Annotated in this window: 19 protein-coding genes; 11 read left to right on the plus strand and 8 right to left on the minus strand. The window is 70.2% G+C overall.

The features are described 5' to 3' along the window. Positions 1-109 precede the first annotated feature (109 nt). Complete coding sequence (locus ACZ5WE_RS00545) at positions 110-1,339, plus strand: MFS transporter (RefSeq protein ID WP_467690204.1); 1,230 nt, start codon at positions 110-112, stop codon at positions 1,337-1,339. Here the strand turns inward: ACZ5WE_RS00545 and ACZ5WE_RS00550 are convergent. The 3 genes from ACZ5WE_RS00550 to ACZ5WE_RS00560 are packed head-to-tail and all read right to left on the minus strand — an operon-like array spanning position 1,314 to position 4,843. Continuing rightward, on the minus strand, positions 1,314-2,657 hold the full coding sequence (locus tag ACZ5WE_RS00550) for a S28 family serine protease (protein ID WP_467690202.1): 1,344 nt from the start codon (positions 2,655-2,657) through the stop codon (positions 1,314-1,316). The genes ACZ5WE_RS00545 and ACZ5WE_RS00550 overlap by 26 nt on opposite strands. 48 nt (positions 2,658-2,705) lie before the next feature. Beyond that, on the minus strand, positions 2,706-3,893 hold the full coding sequence (locus ACZ5WE_RS00555) for a hypothetical protein (protein ID WP_467690200.1): 1,188 nt from the start codon (positions 3,891-3,893) through the stop codon (positions 2,706-2,708). After that, positions 3,890-4,843, minus strand: coding sequence for a 5-dehydro-4-deoxyglucarate dehydratase (locus tag ACZ5WE_RS00560; RefSeq protein ID WP_467690199.1), 954 nt, complete (start codon positions 4,841-4,843; stop codon positions 3,890-3,892). The genes ACZ5WE_RS00555 and ACZ5WE_RS00560 overlap by 4 nt, the downstream gene beginning before the upstream one ends. Before the next feature lie 305 nt (positions 4,844-5,148). Here ACZ5WE_RS00560 and ACZ5WE_RS00565 point away from each other — a divergent pair, with 305 nt between their 5' ends. From ACZ5WE_RS00565 to ACZ5WE_RS00595, 7 genes are all read left to right on the plus strand, one after another. After that, positions 5,149-5,958 (plus strand): NAD-dependent epimerase/dehydratase family protein, encoded by an 810-nt coding sequence (locus ACZ5WE_RS00565; RefSeq protein ID WP_467690197.1) that lies wholly within the window; start codon positions 5,149-5,151, stop codon positions 5,956-5,958. 381 nt (positions 5,959-6,339) lie between these two features. Beyond that, positions 6,340-7,110 carry a DeoR/GlpR family DNA-binding transcription regulator gene (locus ACZ5WE_RS00570; RefSeq protein WP_467690195.1) on the plus strand — a complete coding sequence of 257 codons (771 nt, stop codon included), beginning with the start codon at positions 6,340-6,342 and terminating at the stop codon, positions 7,108-7,110. 132 nt (positions 7,111-7,242) lie between these two features. Beyond that, a complete protein-coding gene (locus tag ACZ5WE_RS00575) occupies positions 7,243-8,616 on the plus strand; it encodes an ABC transporter substrate-binding protein (RefSeq protein WP_467690193.1) in 1,374 nt (457 codons plus the stop codon). Further along, the gene (locus ACZ5WE_RS00580; RefSeq protein WP_467690191.1) at positions 8,613-9,569 is read left to right on the plus strand and encodes a carbohydrate ABC transporter permease; all 957 of its coding nucleotides are present in this window, start codon (positions 8,613-8,615) and stop codon (positions 9,567-9,569) included. The genes ACZ5WE_RS00575 and ACZ5WE_RS00580 overlap by 4 nt, the downstream gene beginning before the upstream one ends. Beyond that, the gene (locus tag ACZ5WE_RS00585) at positions 9,566-10,435 is read left to right on the plus strand and encodes a carbohydrate ABC transporter permease (protein WP_467690190.1); all 870 of its coding nucleotides are present in this window, start codon (positions 9,566-9,568) and stop codon (positions 10,433-10,435) included. Before ACZ5WE_RS00580 ends, ACZ5WE_RS00585 begins: the two co-directional genes overlap by 4 nt. After that, entirely contained in the window at positions 10,432-11,421 is a 990-nt protein-coding gene (locus ACZ5WE_RS00590; RefSeq protein ID WP_467690188.1) for a zinc-dependent alcohol dehydrogenase family protein, read from the plus strand. The genes ACZ5WE_RS00585 and ACZ5WE_RS00590 overlap by 4 nt, the downstream gene beginning before the upstream one ends. Before the next feature lie 128 nt (positions 11,422-11,549). Beyond that, the gene (locus ACZ5WE_RS00595) at positions 11,550-12,776 is read left to right on the plus strand and encodes a TerD family protein (protein WP_467690376.1); all 1,227 of its coding nucleotides are present in this window, start codon (positions 11,550-11,552) and stop codon (positions 12,774-12,776) included. An 80-nt stretch (positions 12,777-12,856) separates the two neighbouring features. On the opposite strand, the gene ACZ5WE_RS00600 is transcribed toward ACZ5WE_RS00595, so the two are convergent. The 4 genes from ACZ5WE_RS00600 to ACZ5WE_RS00615 form a co-directional block, all read right to left on the minus strand. Beyond that, positions 12,857-13,084: a CarD family transcriptional regulator gene (locus tag ACZ5WE_RS00600; protein ID WP_249590658.1), complete on the minus strand. Its 228-nt coding sequence runs from the start codon at positions 13,082-13,084 to the stop codon at positions 12,857-12,859. Between the two features lie 163 nt (positions 13,085-13,247). Then, a complete protein-coding gene (locus ACZ5WE_RS00605) occupies positions 13,248-14,270 on the minus strand; it encodes a 1-aminocyclopropane-1-carboxylate deaminase (RefSeq protein WP_467690186.1) in 1,023 nt (340 codons plus the stop codon). 16 nt (positions 14,271-14,286) lie between these two features. Next, positions 14,287-14,931 (minus strand): GntR family transcriptional regulator, encoded by a 645-nt coding sequence (locus ACZ5WE_RS00610; protein ID WP_467690184.1) that lies wholly within the window; start codon positions 14,929-14,931, stop codon positions 14,287-14,289. A 62-nt stretch (positions 14,932-14,993) separates the two neighbouring features. Continuing rightward, positions 14,994-16,454 carry an alkaline phosphatase PhoX gene (locus ACZ5WE_RS00615; RefSeq protein ID WP_467690182.1) on the minus strand — a complete coding sequence of 487 codons (1,461 nt, stop codon included), beginning with the start codon at positions 16,452-16,454 and terminating at the stop codon, positions 14,994-14,996. 374 nt (positions 16,455-16,828) lie between these two features. Between ACZ5WE_RS00615 and ACZ5WE_RS00620 the strand changes: the two genes are divergently transcribed. The 3 genes from ACZ5WE_RS00620 (at position 16,829) to ACZ5WE_RS00630 (ending at position 18,749) form a co-directional block, all read left to right on the plus strand. Further along, the gene (locus ACZ5WE_RS00620) at positions 16,829-17,056 is read left to right on the plus strand and encodes a hypothetical protein (protein WP_467690180.1); all 228 of its coding nucleotides are present in this window, start codon (positions 16,829-16,831) and stop codon (positions 17,054-17,056) included. A gap of 63 nt (positions 17,057-17,119) precedes the next feature. Further along, on the plus strand, positions 17,120-18,274 hold the full coding sequence (locus ACZ5WE_RS00625; RefSeq protein ID WP_467690179.1) for a chymotrypsin family serine protease: 1,155 nt from the start codon (positions 17,120-17,122) through the stop codon (positions 18,272-18,274). Positions 18,275-18,302: 28 nt separating this feature from the next. After that, entirely contained in the window at positions 18,303-18,749 is a 447-nt protein-coding gene (locus ACZ5WE_RS00630) for a hypothetical protein (protein ID WP_467690177.1), read from the plus strand. Positions 18,750-18,803: 54 nt separating this feature from the next. On the opposite strand, the gene ACZ5WE_RS00635 is transcribed toward ACZ5WE_RS00630, so the two are convergent. Beyond that, positions 18,804-20,264 (minus strand): hypothetical protein, encoded by a 1,461-nt coding sequence (locus ACZ5WE_RS00635; protein WP_467690176.1) that lies wholly within the window; start codon positions 20,262-20,264, stop codon positions 18,804-18,806. Between the last annotated feature and the right edge of the window lie 54 nt (positions 20,265-20,318).

The following is a 20,318-nucleotide window of genomic DNA, read 5'->3' on the forward strand; positions in this document are numbered from 1 at the left end:
GGCCCCACCGCCGGAAGTCATCGCCGGAAGTCATCGCCGAAGCCGAGAGGCCGATCTACCGCACCTGCCCTATGCGGGGCCAGGGAACTTAGAACCACCATCACCTGCCATGACACCTGCCGCACCTGCCGCGACATCCACGATCACGCGCGTCCTGCGCAACCGCGACGCGAGCCTCTGCCTGGGCGCGGTGGTGGTCTCCGGCTTCGGGAGCTCCGCGATGTGGCTGGTCGCCGGGGTCTGGGTGAAGGAACTGACCGGCTCGGACGGCCTGGCGGCCCTGTGCACCTTCGCGCTCTGGGCCCCGACCCTCATCGGCCCCCTCCTGGGAACGTTCGCCGACCGCACCCGCCGCAAACCCCTGCTCATCGGCGTGAACCTCGCCCTGGGCGCCCTGCTGACCTCCCTCCTGTTCGTCGACTCCCCGGACACGCTGTGGCTCCTCTACGCCGTGCTCTTCCTGTACGGGGCATGCGGCGCCGTCACCGACGCGGCGGAGACGGCGCTGGTGACGTCGGCGGTCGGCAGGGACCTGACGGGGGACTTCAACGGCCTGCGGATGTCGGCGAACGAGGGCATGAAACTGATCGCGCCGCTCGCCGGGGCGGGCCTCTTCGCCGCGTACGGAGGCACCCGGGTGGCGCTCCTGGACGCCGCCACCTTCGTACTGGCGGCCGGAATGTTCACGCTGCTGCGAGTACAGGAGGACGCACCCGCACGCGTCTCGAAGAGCTGGCGCGCTCAAACAGCCGAAGGCGCCCGCTACTTGTGGGGCAACCAGCAGCTGCGCCTCCTCATCCGCGCGGGCGGTCTGACCATGCTCACCTCGGGGATCAGCGGGGCCGCCGTCTACGCGGTCGTGGAGGGACTCGGCCACTCCCCCGCGTACACGGGCGTGCTGTACGTCGTACAGGGAGCCGGTTCGGTCGCGGTCGGCGTGGCTTCGGGGGCGCTGCTGCGGCGCTTCGGAGGCCGCCGCTTCGGCGGGGCGGGCATCGCGCTCACCGCCCTCGCCGCGGCCCTGCACGCACTGCCGTACGACGGGACGGCCCTGGCGGGCAGCCTCGCCAACGGCCTCGGGCTGCCCTGTGTGCTGATCGCGGGCATGACGGCGGTACAGCGCGAGACACCGCAGGCCCTCCTGGGCCGCGCGGCGGCGACCGCGAACACCTTGATGTTCACGCCGACCGCACTGGGCATCGCCCTGGGCGCGGCCCTGATCGAGACAGTCGACTACCGCATCCTGCTGCCGGCCCTTGCCGGGGCACGACTGCTGATCGCCATGCCCCTGCTCAAGGCCCCACCGGCGGCGGCTACTTCACGTCGGCCCAGCGCTTGATCGTCGCGATGGCCCGGGTCTGTTCGGCCGCCGGGAGCTTGGCGATGGAGGCGCCGTGGTTGGAGCCGGGGACCTCGTAGCGGTAGGAGTCGTGGTGGCTCGGGGTGAACTTCTCCGCGCTCCACGGGTCGTTCTCGCCGTAGATGAACATCATCCGCTGGCCGCGGGTCTTCACCCAGCGGTCGACGTCGGCGATCGTCCTGTTGCGGTACGAGCCGCGCATCGCCTCGGGAAGGACGGAGTTGGGCTGGTAGATGTCCGGGTAGTGGCGGACATCCTTGAGGTGCTTGAACTTCAGGTCGGCCCAGCCGAGTTGGGTGGCGGCCTGACGGTAGTAGGGGCCCGTGCCGTTCGTGCCGAGGGACTCGTCCTGGTAGACGCTGAAGCCGTGCTTCTTCGACCAGTCGTAGAGCTCGTCGTCGCCTGCCTTCTTGGCGTCGGGCACGGTCGGGCAGTTGTCGACGGTGCCGCTCTGCCAGAAGTTCCACACCTGGTCGAGCACGGCGAACTCGTAGGCCCGGTCGGTGGTGCCGAGTGTCTCCTCGAACGTGTCGCCGTTGGCCTTGGCGTCCGCCTCGAACCTGGGGAGCAGTGCCTCGCGGCGCACCAGCATCTCGCGCTGAACGGCGTTCAGGGCCTTGCGGCATTCGGCCGTGCCGACCGTCCTGAAGAAGCGCTCGTAGCCGCTGTCGTCCTTGTTGTTCGCGTCGTTCGGAGCCACGAACGCGACGACCGCGTCGAGGTCGTCGGGGTAGAAGCGCTCGTGGTACGTCGCCGTCATCCCGCCCTTGCTCGCGCCCGTGCCGAGCCACTTGCCCTTCTCGATGCCGCGCAGCGCCTGAGTGAGGCGGTGCTCGTCGGCGGCCTCCTGCTCGACGGTGAGCTTTGACCAGTCGGAGCCGGTCGCGCCCGAGGGGCGGGACTGCTCGAAGTAGCGGTGCTCGACGCTGACTTGGTTGGCGTCGATCAGCTTGGTGAGGGCTGTGGTGTTGGACGCCAGGGTGTATCCGCCGGTGTAGAGGACGGTCGGCTTGTCCGTGGCCTTGTGCCAGAGCGTGGCGCGCTGGGTGAAGGTGCCCGCGCGGGGGTTGCCGTGGTCGACGGGCTGGGCGTACGTGAGCGTGTAGAAGGGGTAGCCCTCCCTGTCGGCCACGGAGACGACCTTCATGCCGGGGATCTTCTCCAACCGGTCCCGGATGTCGGGCGCGGCGGCCTGCCCCCCACCCGTCTGCGCGGCGGCGGGGACGGCCCCGCCGAGTATCGCCGCGCCTGCCATGAACCCGGCGCAGAACAGCGCCGATATCCCCTTGTTGCGCACCTTGTCTCCTCTTACTGGAGCGAATGGTTGCGCGGATGGTAACCGTCTTCACTCGGCGGACGACAGGGGCTGCTTGAGCTCCGAAAGGGCCGTCCTCACCTGCGCGAGATCCGCGTCCGACGCCAACCCGGCGTGGTAGAGCCGCAGTTCGTCCGCGCCCCGCGAGAGCGCGTGCGCCGCGTCGGCGGCGAGGGTGTCGGGGCTGCCGCCCATGCCGGACACGATGGTCAGGTTCGCCGCGAGGGTGGTGCGGTCGGTGCGGTACGGGGCGAACGCGGTCAGGGCGTCCGCGCCGCCCGTGCAGGGCACCACCACCCCGTCGGCCACGGAGAGGATGTGCCGTGGGTCGACACCGGCGTTGGCACCGCAGTGGTAGGTCACCGGATCGGCGTGCAGCAGCACTTGGAAGCCGTCGGGGGCGGCGGCGCGCACGGCCGCGATCGCCGCCTCCTGGAGTGTGCGGGCGGTTTCCTCGCGCCACGCGCGCGTGGCGCTCGCCGTCTCGGCGCCGATGAACTTCTCCACCGCGCTCCAGCCGCCGGGGGGTTCGTCACCTCTCCACACGGGCTCCAGGGCGCGGCGGACTCGGGTCTCCAACTCGGCGGCGGCGAGGCCTTGCCGTGCGTACCCCTCACGGCAGTCCGCGCAGAAGCACAGCGACATGAGGTACTGCCCGGCCTCGCCGAGCGCCACCCCGGCGATCTTGTCGTGGGCGTGCAGATGCGCGAGTCCGTACCAGCCGAGGGACTCCAGCTCGGTGCCGCTCGCGCCGGGGCGGACGGCGGCCTCGGCGGCGAGGTCGACGAGGTACGCGCGCGTGGCGGGCTGTGCGATGCAGGGCGCCCAGGGGTAGCGGTCTCCGTAGGCGTTGACGACGGACGTGTCCGGGTGGTCGGCGCCCATACGGGAGTTGTGGGCGAGGACCACCCAGGTGTGCACGTCGAGCCCGGTGGCCGCCAGCGCCTCGGCGGCCTCTCCGTAGGCGTCGCCCGGCGCCCAGTCGCCGGCCGCGTACGGACGGAGTGCGCGCCCCTCCCACCGGCCGACGGGTGCGTACAACACCGCCGCGTGCTCGGCGGTGACGATGCGGTGGCGCGGGTGGCGGGGGGTCAGCGCGCGCGTGGAGTGGTAGGCGGAGGCGAGGGTGGCCTGCTGGACGCCGAGGTCCGCGACGCGCGCGGGCGCAGCGGGGTCCCCGACGACGTCCCAGGGATAGAGAAAGGCGGAGGTCTTCATGCGCCCTCCTCCCGCAGCAGGGCCCGCCCGCGCTCGATCAGCTCGGCGAGGCGCTTGATGTGCTCGTCGGCGGGTTCGTGCAGCGGCGTCCGCACCCCGCCGACGTCGAGCCCGGCCAGCCGTACGCCGGCCTTGACGAGGGAGACGGCGTACCCCCTGCCCTCGCTGCGCAGCTCCACGAAGGGGCGGTAGAAGCCGTCGATGAGCCGGTTCACGGTGGCATCGCCCTCGGCGGTCCCTGCGTTGAAGGCCCGGTGGAAGGCGAGCGCGATGTCGGGCGCGAAGCAGAAGACCGCCGAGGAGTAGAGCGTCACGCCGATGCCGCGGTAGGCGAGCCCGGTCAGCTCGGCGGTGGGCAGGCCGTTGAAGTAGAGGAACTCCTCCGGGACTTCCGCGCGCACGGCGCTGACGATGCGCTGCATCAGGTCCATGTCGCCGAGGCCGTCCTTGAAGCCGATGACGCCTTCGGTGCGGGCGAGCTCGACGACCGTCTCCGGGGTGAACACGGCGTTGTCGCGCTGGTAGACGATGACGTCGAGGGAGGTGGCGGCGGCCAGTTCGGCGTAGTGCCTCAGCAGTCCCTCCTGCTCGGCCGCGACGAGATAGGGCGGCATCGCGAGCAGCCCGTCGGCGCCCGCGTCCTCGGCGAGCTCGGCGTACCGCACGGCGAGCGCGGTGCCGTACCCGGCGCCCGCGACCACCGGCACCCGCCCCGCCGACTCCTCGACGGCGGCGCCGACGCAGGCCCGGAACTCCTCGGGCGTCAGGGCGTGGAACTCACCCGTGCCGCAGCAGGCGAACACGGCTGCCGCTCCCGCCTCGATCCCCGCGCGCACGTGCGCGCGGAAGACATCGAGGTCGATGGAGCCGTCGGGGCCGTAGGCGGTGACCGGGAAGAAGAGCGGCCCGCTGGGGATGTCGAGTCGAGCGGCGAGGGGTGCTGACGTCACGGGCTCTCCCTTAGCGTGCACGTTTCTGATTCACGTCCATATTTCTGAACACACCCACGCTAAGCCGCCGCTTGAGCCCCGGTCAAGCGCCAAGGTCGGCACAAGGTCGGCACTAGGTCGGAACTAGGTCCGCAACAAAACAATGATCCATGGGCGATCGGCGAGCGGACGACCTACCTCCGTACACCACTTGACGCGACGAGCCGTTGATCCCTAGCGTGTCCACAGATGTGAATGCTGTACGTCCACGCGAATAGTGCTGTACGTACACGCGAATGCAGCCGCTGATCCGAGGAGACCCCCTCATGCCCGCTCCCCGCACCGTCCTGCTCACCGGCGCCGCAGGCGGCCTCGGCACCTTGATGCGGGGGCTCCTTCCGGCCTACGGCTACGAACTGCGGCTGCTCGACGTGCGGCCCATCGAGGGCGAGCCGGACGCGATCACGGCGGACCTCGCCGACAAGAAGGCGCTGCGGGAGGCCGTGCGGGGCGTCGACGCGGTCATCCATCTCGCGGGCATCTCCCTGGAGTCCTCCTTCGACAAGATCCTGCGGGCGAACATCGAGGGGACGTACAACCTCTACGAAGCGGCGCGCGAGGAGGGCGTCCGCCGTGTCGTCTTCGCGTCGTCGAACCACGCGGTGGGGTTCACGCCGCGGCCCGTCGGCGACGATCCGCTGATCGCGGTGGACGCGCCGCGCCGCCCCGACACGTTCTACGGCCTGTCCAAGTCCTTCGGCGAGGATCTCGCCCAGTTCTACTGGGACAAGCACGGGGTGGAAACGGTCTCGGTGCGGATCGGCTCGTGCTTCCTGGAGCCGACGAGTGTGCGGATGCTGTCGGTCTGGATGAGCCCCGGGGACGGGGCACGGCTCTTCCACGCGGCGCTGACCGCTCCCGCGGTGGGGCATGCGGTGGTGTACGGGTCGTCCGCCAACACGCGGCTGTGGTGGGACCTTTCGTCGGCGCGGGCGCTCGGCTACGCGCCGGAGGACGACTCCGAGCAGTACGCGGAGAAGCTGGTCGCGGAGCAGGGTGAACTGGATCCCGCGAACCCCGACCACGCGAACCTGGGGGGCCACTTCTGCACCAATCCGCCGGTGTGGCCGTACTAAGGGCTCCTTTCCCACCCCGCCCCTTCCCGACTGTGGGCTGAGAGATTTCCCCGGACCGGCGGGAATCTCAGCCCGTCCGGCGTTTGAGGACGAACTCGGCGAAGCCGGTGATGACAGCAACCGAGGCCCCCGCGCCGAGCGGGTTTTCGGGAAGGGGCGGGGTTGGGGAAAGGAAAGCCCCGAACCCCAAGCGGGCAGCGAACGGGCACCCCCCACCCCCCGAACGGGCACCCCCCAAGCCCGAAGCAGAGGCCCCCGCGCTGTCAAACGGGCACAGCCGGGCACCATCACCCCCGCTCCGAGCCTGTTCACGCACCGCCCCCCGCTGTAGAACTTCCCACAGGGCCCGAACGGGCACAGCGAGGGAAGGAGGCGGCGGCCATGACCGCGGAAGAGCGCCAGCGGGAGATCGTCAGGGCGGCACGGACCTCCGGCTCCGTGGACGTCACCGCACTCGCCACCAAACTGGGCGTCGCCAAGGAAACCGTCCGCCGCGACCTCCGCGCCCTGGAGGACCACGGCCTGGTCCGCCGCACCCACGGCGGCGCCTATCCCGTGGAGAGCGCGGGCTTCGAGACGACCCTCGCCTTCCGCACCACCATGCACGTCCCGGAGAAGAGAAGGATCGCCACCGCCGCCGCCGACCTCCTCGGCGACGCCGAAACGGTCTTCATCGACGAGGGCTTCACCCCGCAGCTCATCGCCGAGGCGCTCCCCGAAGCCTCCGAGGGCCGCCCCCTGACCGTGGTCACCGCCTCCCTGGCCACCGCCGGAGCCCTCGCCGATGCCGACAACATGTCCGTCCTCCTCCTCGGCGGCCGCGTCCGCCCCGGCACCCTCGCCACCGTCGACCACTGGACGACGCACATGCTGGCCGGGTTCGTGATCGACCTCGCCTACATCGGGGCCAACGGCATCTCCCGTGAGCACGGCCTGACCACACCCGACCCGGCGGTCAGCGAGGTGAAGACGCAGGCCATCCGCGCGTCACGGCGCACGGTGTTCGCGGGCGTGCACACCAAGTTCGGGGCGACCAGCTTCTGCAGGTTCGCGCACGTCGGCGAGCTGGAGGCGATCGTCACGAGCACGCAGCTGCCCGCATCCGAGGCGCACCGCTACTCACTCCAGGGCCCGCAGGTCATCCGCGTCTGACCCGCCCCCGCTCACCTCACCTCCCCCGGCACCTCTCGTGATCCCGTACGCCCAAATTCACCCCCCGCTCACCCCTGTAGATCCCGATACATCCACCTACGTCCCCTACGTCCCCTACGTGCAGGAGCATTCATGCGAACCCAGAGTCGACGGAGGCCGCGCGCACTCGCCGCGGCAGCCGCAGGGACGCTGCTTGCCCCGCTGCTCTCCGGCTGCTGGGCCGGGGCCGGCGGGACCGGTTCTGGCGGTGACTCCATCAACGTACTGATGGTGAACAACCCGCAGATGGTCGAACTGCAGAAGCTCACCGCCGCCCACTTCACCAAGGAAACGGGCATCAAGGTGAACTTCACGGTCCTGCCCGAGAACGACGTCCGCGACAAGATCAGCCAGGACTTCGCCAACCAGGCAGGCCAGTACGACGTCGCCACGCTCAGCAACTACGAGATCCCGATCTACGCCAAGAACGACTGGCTGCACGAACTCGGCTCGTACACCCGGAAGGACAAGGCGTACGACGAGAAGGACGTACTGCCGTCCATGCGCCAGTCCCTCACCGGGGACGACGGCAAGCTCTACGGACAGCCCTTCTACGGAGAGTCGTCCTTCCTGATGTACCGGAAGGACGTGTTCAAGAAGGCAGGCCTCACCATGCCGAAGCGCCCCACCTGGCAGCAGGTGGCGAAGCTCGCGGGTGACGTCGAAGACGCCGGCGCCGAGCCCGGGATGAAGGGCATCTGTCTGCGCGGGCTTCCGGGCTGGGGTGAACTGATCGCGCCGCTGACGACCGTGGTGAACACCTTCGGAGGGACGTGGTTCGACAAGGGGTGGAAGGCCCGCCTCGACTCACCCGAGTTCGAGAAGGCAACTCGCTTCTACGTGGACCTCGTTCGCAAGCACGGCGAGTCCGGCGCCGCCCAGTCCGGCTATGCCGAGTGCCTGAACAACCTCACCCAGGGCAAGACCGCCATGTGGTACGACGCCACGGCCGCCGCCGGTTCGCTGGAGTCCGCCAAGTCCCCGGTCAAGGGCAAGATCGGCTACGTACCGGCGCCCGTGGAGAAGACGAGGAGCTCCGGCTGGCTCTACACCTGGGCCTGGGGCCTGCAGAAGGCCTCGCGCAACCCGGACAAGGCCTGGAAGTTCGTCTCCTGGGCCTCCAGCAAGGAGTACGAGCAGCTGGTCGGCGAGAAGATCGGCTGGTCCAACGTCCCCGCGGGCAAGCGCTCCTCGACTTACGACAACCCCGAGTACCGCAAGGAAGCCGCCGCCTTCCAGGACGTCACCCACGACGCCATCGAGGGCGCCCGGCCGACCGACCCCGGCGTGCAGCCCAGGCCCGCGCCCGGCATTCAGTTCGTCGGCATCCCCGAGTTCACCGACCTCGGCACGAAGGTCTCCCAGGAGATCAGCGCGGCCATCGCCGGGCGCCAGTCCGTCGAATCGGCCCTCAAGAAGTCACAGAAGCTCGCCGAGAAGATCGCCGAGGAGTACGAGGGACGATGACCGCCACCGCCAGTACCACCCCCACCGTCGCGCCCACCACCGCGCGCGTGCCCGGAGCCGGGAAGTCGGGACGGCTGCGTGCCTGGGCCACCAGGGCCCCGCTGCTGCCCGCCCTGATCTTCATGGTCGTCGTCACCCAGCTGCCGTTCGTGGCCACGCTGGTGATCTCCTTCTTCGACTGGAACGCGCTCTACCCCGACGCCCGCAGCTTCGCCGGCCTCGACAACTACTCCGAGGTCCTCACCGACCCGGACCTGCGCAAGTCCGTTCTGACGACCATCGTGCTCACGGCCACCGTCGTGATCGCGAGCGTCGTCATCGGCCTCGGCCTCGCCCTGCTCCTCGACCGGAAGTTCCGCGGCCGGGGCATGGTGCGTACGTTGCTCATCGCGCCGTTCCTGCTGGTGCCGGTGGCCGCCGCGCTGCTGTGGAAGCACGTGCTCTACAACCCCGAGTACGGCCTCTTCAACGGCCTGCTCCACTGGGTGGGCGGCGACGGCGCGACCCAGCCCGACTGGGTCTCCAACACCCCGCTGATCGCCATCGAGGCCTCCCTGATCTGGCAGTGGACGCCCTTCATGATGCTGATCCTGCTCGCGGGCCTGCAGAGCCGCGACAGTGAACTCATCGAAGCGGCCCGGATGGACGGCGCCGGCAACTGGCAGGTGTTCCGCTATCTGACGCTGCCGCACCTGCGCCGTTATCTGGAGCTCGGCGCGCTGCTCGGCTCGATCTACATCGTGCAGAACTTCGACGCCGTCTTCACGATCACCTCGGGCGGCCTGGGCACCGCCAACCTGCCCTACACCGTCTACCAGAGCTTCTACCAGGCCCACGAGAACGGCCTGGCGTCCGCCGCCGGTGTCCTCGTCGTCATCGGTTCCATCATCATCGCGACCTTCGCGCTGCGGGTCGTCTCGTCCCTGTTCCGTGAGGAGGCGTCCCGCGCATGAGCACTGCCGTGACGCAGACACGTACCCAGCCCGGGAGCCGGTTCCGGATCCGTGGCTCCGCGGGCCTCGGCCTCGCCGCCTGGCTGGCCGGCATCCTGTTCTTCCTGCCCATCGCCTGGATGACGCTGACCTCCTTCCACTCGGAGGAGGACGCCGCGACCAACCCGCCCTCGCTCGCCGCGTCGCTCACCCTGGACGGCTACCGCGACTTCTTCGGATCGGGCGGCGGCGCGAGTCCCTGGCCCTCGCTCATCAACTCGACGGTCGCGTCGGTGGCCTCGACCCTGCTGGTGCTGCTCCTCGCGCTGCCGGCCGCGTACGCGCTCTCCATCAGGCCGGTGAAGAAGTGGACGGACGTCCTGTTCTTCTTCCTGTCGACGAAGATGCTGCCGGTCGTGGCGGGCCTGCTCCCGATCTATCTCTTCGCCAAGAACGCCGAGATGCTCGACAACATCTGGCTGCTCGTCATCCTCTACACGTCGATGAACCTGCCGATCGCGGTGTGGATGATGCAGTCCTTCCTCTCCGAGGTGCCGGTCGCGATCATCGAGGCCGCGCAGATCGACGGGGCTCGGCTGCCCACCGTCCTCGCGCGCGTGGTGGCTCCCATCGCGCTGCCGGGCATCGCGGCGACGTCCCTGATCTGCTTCATCTTCAGCTGGAACGAACTCCTCTTCGCGCGGGTGCTCACGGGCGTGGTCGCCCAGACCGCGCCCGTGTTCCTGACCGGCTTCATCACCAGCCAGGGCCTGTTCCTGGCGAAGGTGTGCGCCGCGTCGCTCGTGATCTCCCTGCCGGTGCTCGCCGCGGGGTTCGCCGCCCAGGACAAGCTGGTCCAGGGCCTGTCGTTGGGAGCCGTCAAGTGAAGGCCGCCATCATCGAGTCCGTCGGCAAGGCTGTCGTCGGCGAGGTGCCCGACCCCACTCCGGGGCCGCGCGAAGTCGTCGTCGAGGTCGCCGCGTGCGGTCTGTGCGGGACCGATCTGCACATCCTGCAGGGCGAGTTCGCGCCCACGCTGCCGGTGGTGCCGGGGCACGAGTTCGCCGGGCAGGTGGTGGGTCTCGGGCGCGAGGTCACCGAGCTCGCGGTGGGCGACCGCGTCGCCGTCGACCCCTCGCTCTACTGCTACGAGTGCCGCTACTGCCGCACCGGCCACAACAACCTCTGCGAGCGGTGGGCCGCGATCGGTGTCACCACGGCGGGCGGCGCGGCCCAGTACGCACTCGCGCCCGTCGCGAACTGCGTGCGCCTCCCGGAGAACGTCCGCACCCAGGACGCGGCCCTCATCGAGCCGCTGTCCTGCGCGGTACGCGGCTACGACGTGCTCCGCGCCCAGCTGGGCGCCCACGTGCTGATCTACGGCTCCGGAACGATGGGCCTGATGATGCTGGAGCTCGCCAAGCGGACGGGGGCGGCGAGCGTGGACGTCGTGGATCTCAACCCGGACCGTCTCGCCACGGCGCGGCAGTTGGGCGTATCGGGGTCTGCTGCGGGCGCGGACGAGCTGGACCGGCCGCAGGGCTGGGACATCGTGGTCGACGCCACGGGCAACGCGAACGCGATCCAGGACGGCCTCGGGCGGGTCGCCAAGGCGGGGACGTTCCTGCAGTTCGGGGTGGCCGACTACGCGACGCGGGTGAGCATCGATCCCTACCGCATCTACAACCAGGAGATCACCATCACCGGGTCGATGGCGGTGCTGCACAGCTATGAGCGGGCGGCGGAGCTGTTCGCCGGCGGCGTGCTGGATCCGGAGGTCTTCATCAGCGACCGGATGCCGCTGGATGCGTACCCCGAGGCGCTCGACCGGTTCGCGTCGGGGGTGGGCCGGAAGATCGTGGTGGTGCCGTAAGGGCCCCGGTCCTCGATCGCCGGACGGGTCTGAGATTTCAGCCCGTCCGGCGATCGAGGACGAGAGAAAACTTCCGCGGGTAAGGGAACGGCAAAGCCGGGACGTTCGTTACCCCGTGCATGACCGCTATGACACCCGGCTCGAACATCCCTCTCTCCGCCACCCGTGTGGCGGTGGACGTCGCCGCTCCGGTGCGGCTCGACGTATCGGGCCTGCTGCTCACCGCCGACGGCAAGGTGCGCTCCGACGACGACTTCATCTTCTTCAACCAGCCCGCCGGCCCCGGCGTGACCTACGAGTCGGGTGGCGGCACGACCCCCGACAAGATCACGGTGGACACCACCGCCGTGCCCGCGGGCATCGAGAAGATCGTCGTCACCGCGAGCCCGGACGCGGCGGGCCAGTCCTTCCAGGGCATCGAGCCCACCGCCACCATCCGCAACGCGGACGACGGTTCCGTCCTCGCCACGTTCACGCCCCCGCAGCTCGGCGGCGAGACCGCCCTGGTGATCGTCGAGGTCTATCTGCGCAACGGCGCATGGAAGGCGCGCGCCGTCGGCCAGGGGTACTCGAACGGCCTGGCCGGGATCGCCACGGACTTCGGTGTCTCGGTCGAGGAGCCCGCGGCCCCGGCCGCTCCGGCCGCCGCCGCGCCCGCCGCCCCGATGGCGCCGCCGCCCGCCGCCCCGGTCCAGAGCCCGCCCCCGCCGGTCGCGGACCCCCGCCTCGCGGCACCGGCCGCTCCCGCCGCTCCCTTGGCGCCCGCGCCCGGTGCCGGGAAGATCAACCTGGACAAGGGCCGGGTCAGCCTCCAGAAGAACCAGACCGTGTCCCTGGTCAAGGGCGGCAAGCCGCTGCTCTCGCAGGTCAAGATGGGCCTGGGCTGGGAGCCGGCGTACGGCGGCAAGGACATCGACCTGGACGCCTCCGTCATCGCGTACGGCCCGCAGCGCAACCACGTGGACAGCTGCTACTTCGGCAAGCTGTCGATCGTGAACGGCGCGATCAAGCACTCCGGCGACAACCTCACGGGCGAGGGCGGCGGTGACGACGAGGTGATCGTCGTGGACCTGGGCCGTCTGCCGCAGGAGGTGACGGGTCTCGTCTTCACGGTGAACTCGTTCTCGGGCCAGAAGTTCACGCAGGTCGCCAAGGCGTACTGCCGTCTGCTCGACGCGGCGACGGGCGAGGAGCTGGTCCGCTTCGACCTCACGAACGCCGAGGCGCAGACGGGCGTGATGATGGCCAAGCTGATCAAGCAGTTCACCGGAGAGTGGGAAATGACCGGCATGGGTGACTTCGTGAAGTCACGGACCGTGCGCGGAATGGTGAAGCCCGCGGCGCAGGCGCTCTAGCGGCAGCGGGCATGTACAGGGGCGGCCACCCGGAGGATTCCTCCCGGCGGCCGCCCCATTGTCGTACGCAGATCAGGGGATCAGAGCTTGGACAGCTTGGGATACGGGCTCAGGAACCGTCCCTGGCGGCCGGCGAAGTCGATGACCACCGCTTCCTCGCCTTCGACTCCGACGATCCGTCCGAGTCCGTACTGGTCGTGCGAGACCCGGTCGCCCACGGCGAACTGCTCGATGGGCGGTGCGGGCGGCGGCGGAACGTTAAAGGGGCTGTTCGGCAGGTGGCGTCGGGTACCGGGGGGCCTCGTCATGTTCCGAGTATGCGCCCTCCGGACCCCGACGCACCATGCTCCGAGCTCACACGGTCCTCACATCGGCATCAAACCGACACACAATTTCCTGTTCCCCACAGCGCTACGTAGTCGTTCGGTGGCACCGCGCGCACATATGTACCCCAGACGCCACGCCCCCGGATCAGAACAAGGCACTGTACGCATTCAGGGCGGGCTGCCCGCCGAGGTGGGCGTACAGGACGGTCGCGTCGCGTGCGATCTCCCCCCTGTCCACCAGGTCGATCATCCCGGCCATCGACTTCCCCTCGTACACCGGGTCGGTCACCATGCCCTCCGTGCGGGCGGCGAGCCGCATCGCGTCGAGGGTCGCCTCGTCGGGGAGCCCGTAGGTGCCCGCGTGGTAGCGCGCGTCCAGCTCGATGTCGGCGTCCTCGACCTCTGCCTGCACGCCGATGAGTCCGGCCGTCCCCCGCGCGATCCTGGCGATCTGCTCGCGGGTGCGGCCGGGATCGGCGGAGGCGTCGATGCCGAGCACGCGGCGGGGGCGGCCGCCCTCCTCCGCGAGCGCGGCGAAGCCGGCGATCATGCCCGCCTGCGTGGACCCCGTGACCGAACAGACCACGACGGTGTCGAAGAAGACCCCCAACTCCTCCTCCTGTTCGGCGACTTCGTACGCCCAGTGCGCGAAGCCCAGACCTCCGAGAGGGTGCTCGGAGCAGCCCGCCGGGATCGCGTACGGCCGCCCGCCCGCCTCTTCGACCTCGCGCACCGCCCGCGCCCAGCTCTCCTTGATGCCGATGCCGAACCCGGCGCGCACGAGGCGTACGTCGGCGCCCGCGAGTCTGCTGATGAGGATGTTGCCGACCTTGTCGTAGACGGAATCGGGCCAGTCGACCCAACTCTCCTGGATCAGCACACACTTCAGACCCGCGCGGGCCGCCACGGCCGCGACCTGGCGGGTGTGGTTGGACTGGACACCGCCGATCGACACGAGGGTGTCGCAGCCCTGGGCGAGGGCGTCGGCGACCAGATACTCCAGCTTGCGGGTCTTGTTGCCGCCGTACGCGATGCCGGAGTTGCAGTCCTCCCGTTTGGCCCAGAGCGCGGCTCCGCCGAGGTGGTGGGTGAGGCGGTCCAGGGGGTGGACGGGCGAGGGGCCGAAGAGGAGGGGGTAGCGGGCGTAGGAGTCGAGGGGTGCGGACACGGGGCCTCCGGGAGGTTCAGGGGTGGGCGAGCTCTTCCAGGACGCGCCAGATCTCCGTGGTGACGGCCGCCGCCGCTTCCGGGTCGCCCTTCGCGCACGCGTCGATCAGCCGCTCGTGCAGTTCGGCGGAGCCACAGGTCACGCCCTCGCCGAAGCGCTGCCTCGCCAGGCGGCGGATGAGGGGGGTGTAGCGGGTGATGGTGGCCGCGGCAGCGCTGTTGCCGCAGGCGCCGACGAGGACGCCGTGCAGATCGTCGTCGGCCAGCAGGGCCTGCTCCACGTCGCCGGACGCGACGGCCGCCGCGAAGCGGCGGTTGGCCTGCCGCATCGCGTGGAGGTGCGCGGGCTCCAGGCGGGGCACCGCGCCGCGGGCGACAAGTTCGTGCATGGCGCGGACGACGGCCGCCGCGTCCCTGACGCCGGCCGCGTCCAGGGGCGTCACGCGGGTGTGGCTCTGCGGTTTGCTCTCCAGGAGCCCTTCGTCGACAAGCCGCGCGAACGCCTCGCGGACGGGCGCGCGGGACAGCCCGAGCGAGGCGGCGAGTTCGGTGTCCCGCACGACGCTGCCCGGCGGAATGTCACCGCCGACGATGGCGTCGCGGATCGATGCGTACGCCTGATCCCTGAGGAGGGTACGGCGCACCGGTCGCATGGCTCCCATGCACTGAAATGTTAGATGTCAACTCCCGGGGCGGGCAAGGGACATGGACGCCTGCGCTCGGTCTAGCCGCGCTGCCTGCGCCACGGCCCGGTGATCGCCAGCATGATGCCGGGTGACTGGATGTTGGCGTAGAGCGTCTTGCCGTCGGGCGAGAACGTGACGCCGGTGAACTCGCTGTAGGAGGGCTTCTCGGGGGTGCCCCCCGCCGCGGCAGCGGCTGATGTCACAGCGAGTTCGTTGCGTGCGATCGGGTACGTGCGCCCGCGCTCGGTCGCCCCGAAGAGGTGCTGGATGCCGGAGCCGTCCTCGGCGATGACGAGGCCGCCGTACGGGGAGACGGTGATGTTGTCGGGGCCGTCGAAGGCGCCGTCCCTGGAAGGGTCCTGATTGACGCCGAGGAGGACCTTCAGGGTCAGGGTGCGGCGGGCCGGGTGGTAGAACCACACCTGGCCGTCGTGCTGGACCGGGCTCTCGTCACGGGCGTACGAGGCGACGATGTAGGCACCGCCGTCACCCCACCACATGCCTTCCAGCTTGCGGGCGCGCGTGATGTCGCCGTCGTCGAACTGCTCGCGCACCGGGACCGTGCGGGCGTCGCGGTCCGGGACCTCCACCCAGTCCACCCCGTACACGGTGCCGATCTTGGTGGCGCGGGACAGGTCGTCCACGAAACGGCCGCCGGAGTCGTAGCACCTGGGCGCCTTCAGGACGCCCGCGTCGTCGGCGAGGCCGCGCAGCTTGCCGCGGCCGTGCTTGAGGCCGTGCGGCGGCGTCCAGCGGTAGAGCAGGCCGTTGGGCTCGTCGGCGTCCTCGGTGAGGTACAGGTGCCCGCGCTTGGGGTCGACGACGACGGCCTCGTGGGCGTAGCGGCCGAGCGCCTTGATCGGCTTGGGCGCCCGGTTGGCACGCCGGTCGTAGGGGTCGACCTCGAAGACGTAGCCGTGGTCCTTGGTCATACCGTTCTGGCCGGCCTTGTCCTCGGTCTCCTCGCAGGTCAGCCAGGTGCCCCAGGGGGTGGAGCCGCCCGCGCAGTTGGTGGCGGTGCCCGCGATGCCGACCCACTCGGCGACGTGCCCGTCGCGGCGGACCTCGACGACCGTGCAGCCGCCGGACGCGGCCGGGTCGTAGACCAGGCCGTCGGTGAGGGGGACCGGGTGCGGCCACTTGGAGCGGGGGCCGCTCAGCTCGTGGTTGTTGACGAGCAGCGTCACGCCGCGCGGGCCCTCGAAGGCGGCCGTGCCGTCGTGGTTGGACGGCGTGAATTCGCCGGTCTCCAGCTTCGTCCTGCCGCTGTGGGTGAGGACGCGGTACGAGAATCCGGCGGGCAGCGCGAGCAGGCCCTTCGGATCGGGGACGAGGGGGCCGTAGCCGGGGGCGCCGAGGAGGTCGGCCTCGTCCTCCGCCGTCTCCTGGGCCGCGAGCGCGCCGGGCGCGGTGGCGAGAGCGCCGACGCTGCCGACCAGCGCGACGCCCGCACCGGTGATCGCGGAGCGTCTGGCGAAGTCCCTGCGGGTGAGCGACATGATGTCTCCTGAGGCGCGTACGAGTGGGCTACGGGCTGGCTGTGTACGTGCTGCGACTCTCGGCCTGCATACTTCCAGTTTCGGCCGGGCTGCTGTCGGCGTCACGTTCCCGCTCGCGGACAAACGGCGGTTGAACACCGTCCGACGTCAAGGGGCTCCCTTCCATGAACCTGCCTGCCACCGCCCGCCGTGTCCTGATCAGCGGGGCCTCGCGTCTGCGCACCTGACCGAGAGGTTGGAAGAGTCTTCGTAAAGAAGGTCATCAAGCGCGGATCACCCATAAAGCCAAGATTTCGTGCAGAACGGCTTGACCCGCCATCCACACGGCAATAGACATCCCCTACCTGCATCACCCGTTGGGGGAGGCGAGCCGCGTGGACGCATCGCAGGCACGCCGCCTCCATGAGGACCGGCTGATGAAGCTGGCCAATGTCACCGGCGTCGGCATCGGGAAGGACGATCACTCGCGAGCGGACGTGATCGTCGTGTTCGTGACCCGCAAGGTGCCCCGTGACCGGCTCCGGGACGAAGACGTGGTTCCGGAAGTGCTCGAAGGCGTCCCTGTGCGCGTGCTCGCCATCGGTGAGCCCGCAGCGCAGTAGGACGGCCTGCGAAGACGATCGGAACTCCACCCTTCAACCAAGGGGAAGAGGTGGTCTGGCGTGGTGAGCCAGCCCGAATTGATGCGAGGACCCACCGGCGGTCAGCTCAGCGACAGCTCACGCCAGCAGGCGACAGGGGACTTCCTGGGCCCCCAGACGTCGCCGGCCAACGTCGTCGGCTTCGGCCACGGCGTGAAGTGGATCGACGGAGAGCCCACCGGCGAACCCGCGGTCATCGTGTTCGTGACGCAGAAGGTTCCGGAGTCCATGCTCCCGGAGCGGGACGTCATCCCGTCCCAGATGGACGACGGCACCCCCACCGACGTCGTCGCCGTCGGCCACGTCGCCGCACAGCGGCAGCAGCGCAAGGCGGGCCGCGCCGAGGACCCCTCGGTGACGTACGGCCCCGACGGCGGCGTGAGCGAACAGCTCGCGGGCCTTTCGCAGCCCATGCTCGAAGAGCTCAGCGGACTCGGCGCGTTCGAGCCGCAGCTCCTCAAGCGCCGGATGCGCCCGTGCCCCTCCGGCGCCTCGGTCGGCAACGTACGCGTGACGGCCGGCACGCTCGGCAGCGTGGTCTACGACTTCCTGCCCGGCGCCTCGGTCGACCCGCCGGGCCCCGGCCTCGGCATACCGGCGAAGTTCTACATCCTGTCCAACAACCACGTGCTCGCCGACTCCAACCGCGCCCAGCTGGGCAGCGCGATCGTGCAGCCGGGTGTCTTCGACGGCGGCCAGGACCCGGCCGACCGCATCGCGACCCTGGAGCGCTTCATCACGATCCAGTTCGCCCCGCAGATTCCGTTGGAGCGGCACAACAACGTCGTCGACGCGGCACTCGGCACCGTCGACTTCCAGGACGCCACCCGCGAGACGTACTTCAGCGGGGCGCCGCGCGCGTGGCGCCGCAAGGCGAACGTCGCGGTCGGCGACCTGGTCAAGAAGACCGGCCGCACGACCAACATCTCCTTCGGCCGGATCATCGCCGTGGACGCGACCATCGACGTCAACTACGGCACGGCGGGCACAGCCCGCTTCAAGGACCAGATCCTGACGACGAACATCTCGGCGGGCGGCGACTCGGGGTCCCTGGTGACCTCGCTCGACAACGTCGCGCTCGGCCTGCTGTTCGCCGGTTCCTCGACCGTCACCGTGCTCAACCACCTCGAGAACGTCCGCGCGCTGCTGCGCATCGAGGTCTCCGAACAGCTGGCCTGACCGGTCGCACCACGAGAGGAGGGCTTTCATGACCACTCAGGCACGCAAGCAGAAGGGGCAGGCCCGCGCGGAGCACCGCTTCCACAACCCGCAGGGCGCCGAGGTCAAGACGCGCGACGAGGCGTTCGCCGCGCCCCAGGAGGTGTCCGCCGAGGCGGTCACCACCACCTGCAAGCTGGAGCTGCACAGCGGCGCGATCACCTTCGCCATGGAGGTGAAGTTCAACCCGAGCACCTACCCGCACGTGGTGACCGGCGGCCAGATCACCTCCGGCATCTGCGGCGCTCCGTGGGAGATCACGGGTGGCTTCATGGGCGACACCATGCGCCTGGACGCCAAGCGCACGGGGCAGGGCTCCTGCGCCGACACGATCACGCTCGTCGGCGAGTACCAGAACCCTCCGGCGTACCGGGGGACGTACGGCTTCAACGGCGCGACGTCGTCGTTCAAGCACACGACGCTGTACCAGTGCTGAGCTGAACCGGGCCCTGCCGGGCCGTATCGCCGGCCCGGCGGGTGCCCCAGAACATCACATGCCTTGCTGCGAACGGGCCTTGAACGCCGCCTTGCGCGCTTCCTTGGCCACCTTCTTGTCGGGGTGCAACCGCCCCATCGCTTCCAGGACATCCGCGGTGGCGGGGTGTTCGACCCGCCAGGCCGCGGCGAAGAACCCGCTGTGCTGCTCGGAAAGGCCCTCCACGAGACCCTGCAGCTCGTCCGAGTTGCCCTCGGCGGCGAGCTGCGCGGCGATCGTGTCGATGGTCAGCCAGAAGACCAGCGCCTCGGAGGGCGCGGGCACGTCGGCCGCCCCGTGCTCGGCAAGCCACACCCGGGCGAGCCCGCCCAGCTCGGCGTCGTCGAGCACCTCACGCAGCGCGGGCTCCGCCTCGCCGCCCACCAGCGAGAGCGCCTGCTGGCACCGGAGCCGCCTGAGCGGCGCCCCCTCGTCCCCGCCCCGCGCGGCGGCCAGCAACTCCCGTGCGGCGCCCAGCGCTTCGTGCCGGGCGAGCCACTGCTCGATCTCGGCCTGCGCGGCGGCCTGCGGGAAGCCTGCCGTCCCTTCGAGCAGCGCGTCGGCGCCCTTGTCCGCGAGATCACCGACCGCGGGAGCGTCCACGCCGGCCTCCAGCATCCGCGCCCTGATGCCGTACACACCGAGCGGGGTGAGCTTGACCATGCCGTACCGGGTGACGTCCTCGTCGTCGTCCGGCAGCGGGGCCTGAGCCTCGTCGATGTCCACCATGAGGGCCTCGTCGACCGGCTGGTACTCGACGAGCCCGAGCGGCTCGAAGAGCCGGAACTGGTCGTCGAGCTTCATCATCGCGTCCGACACCTGCTCCAGGATGTCGTCCGTCGGCTCCCCCATGTCGTCGGGCACGATCATCGACGCGGCGAGCGCGGGCAACGGCACCGGGCCCTCGCCCGCCCCCGCCTCGCCCGCGGTGAGCAGGTACAGGTTGCCGAGCACGCCGTCCAGGAAGTCCTCCTCCGACTGCGGATCCCAGCCGAGCTCCTCGAAGTCGACCTCGCCCTTCTCCTCCAGGACGTCGAGCAGGTTGTCCATGTCGGGCACGGTCGCGTCCGAGTACACGGTGTCCAGGGCGCCGAGCCAGACGGCCAGGATGTCCTGCGGGCTGCCGGAGGTGAGCGCGGCGAGGTCCTCGCCCGCGGTCACCGTGCCCGGCGCGTCCTCACCCTCCGACTCGTCCGCGTCCGTGACGTCCACCAGACCGGTGTCGACGGCCACGCGCCAGGCCTCGCTCGCGTACGCGGCGGCGTCCGGGTCGTCCGCTTCGAGACCCAGCTCCGCCGCGGCCGCCGGCAGCTGCTCCTCGATGAGCTCACCGCCCGCCCCGACCCGCGTCTCGGGGCCCGCCCAGCGGGCGAGCCGCGCGGCGCGGGAGAGCAGCGGCGTGGCGAGCGCGGCCCGCGCGAGTTCCGCTTCGGAGTGCAGCAGCACCGGCGGCAGGGTGGCGGGACTTACGGACATCGGCTGGTTCTCCTCCGGGGCAAAGCAACGGTTCGGCTGGGTTGAAGCCTAGAC

It is taken from the genome of Streptomyces sp. NPDC033180, from assembly GCF_055577645.1.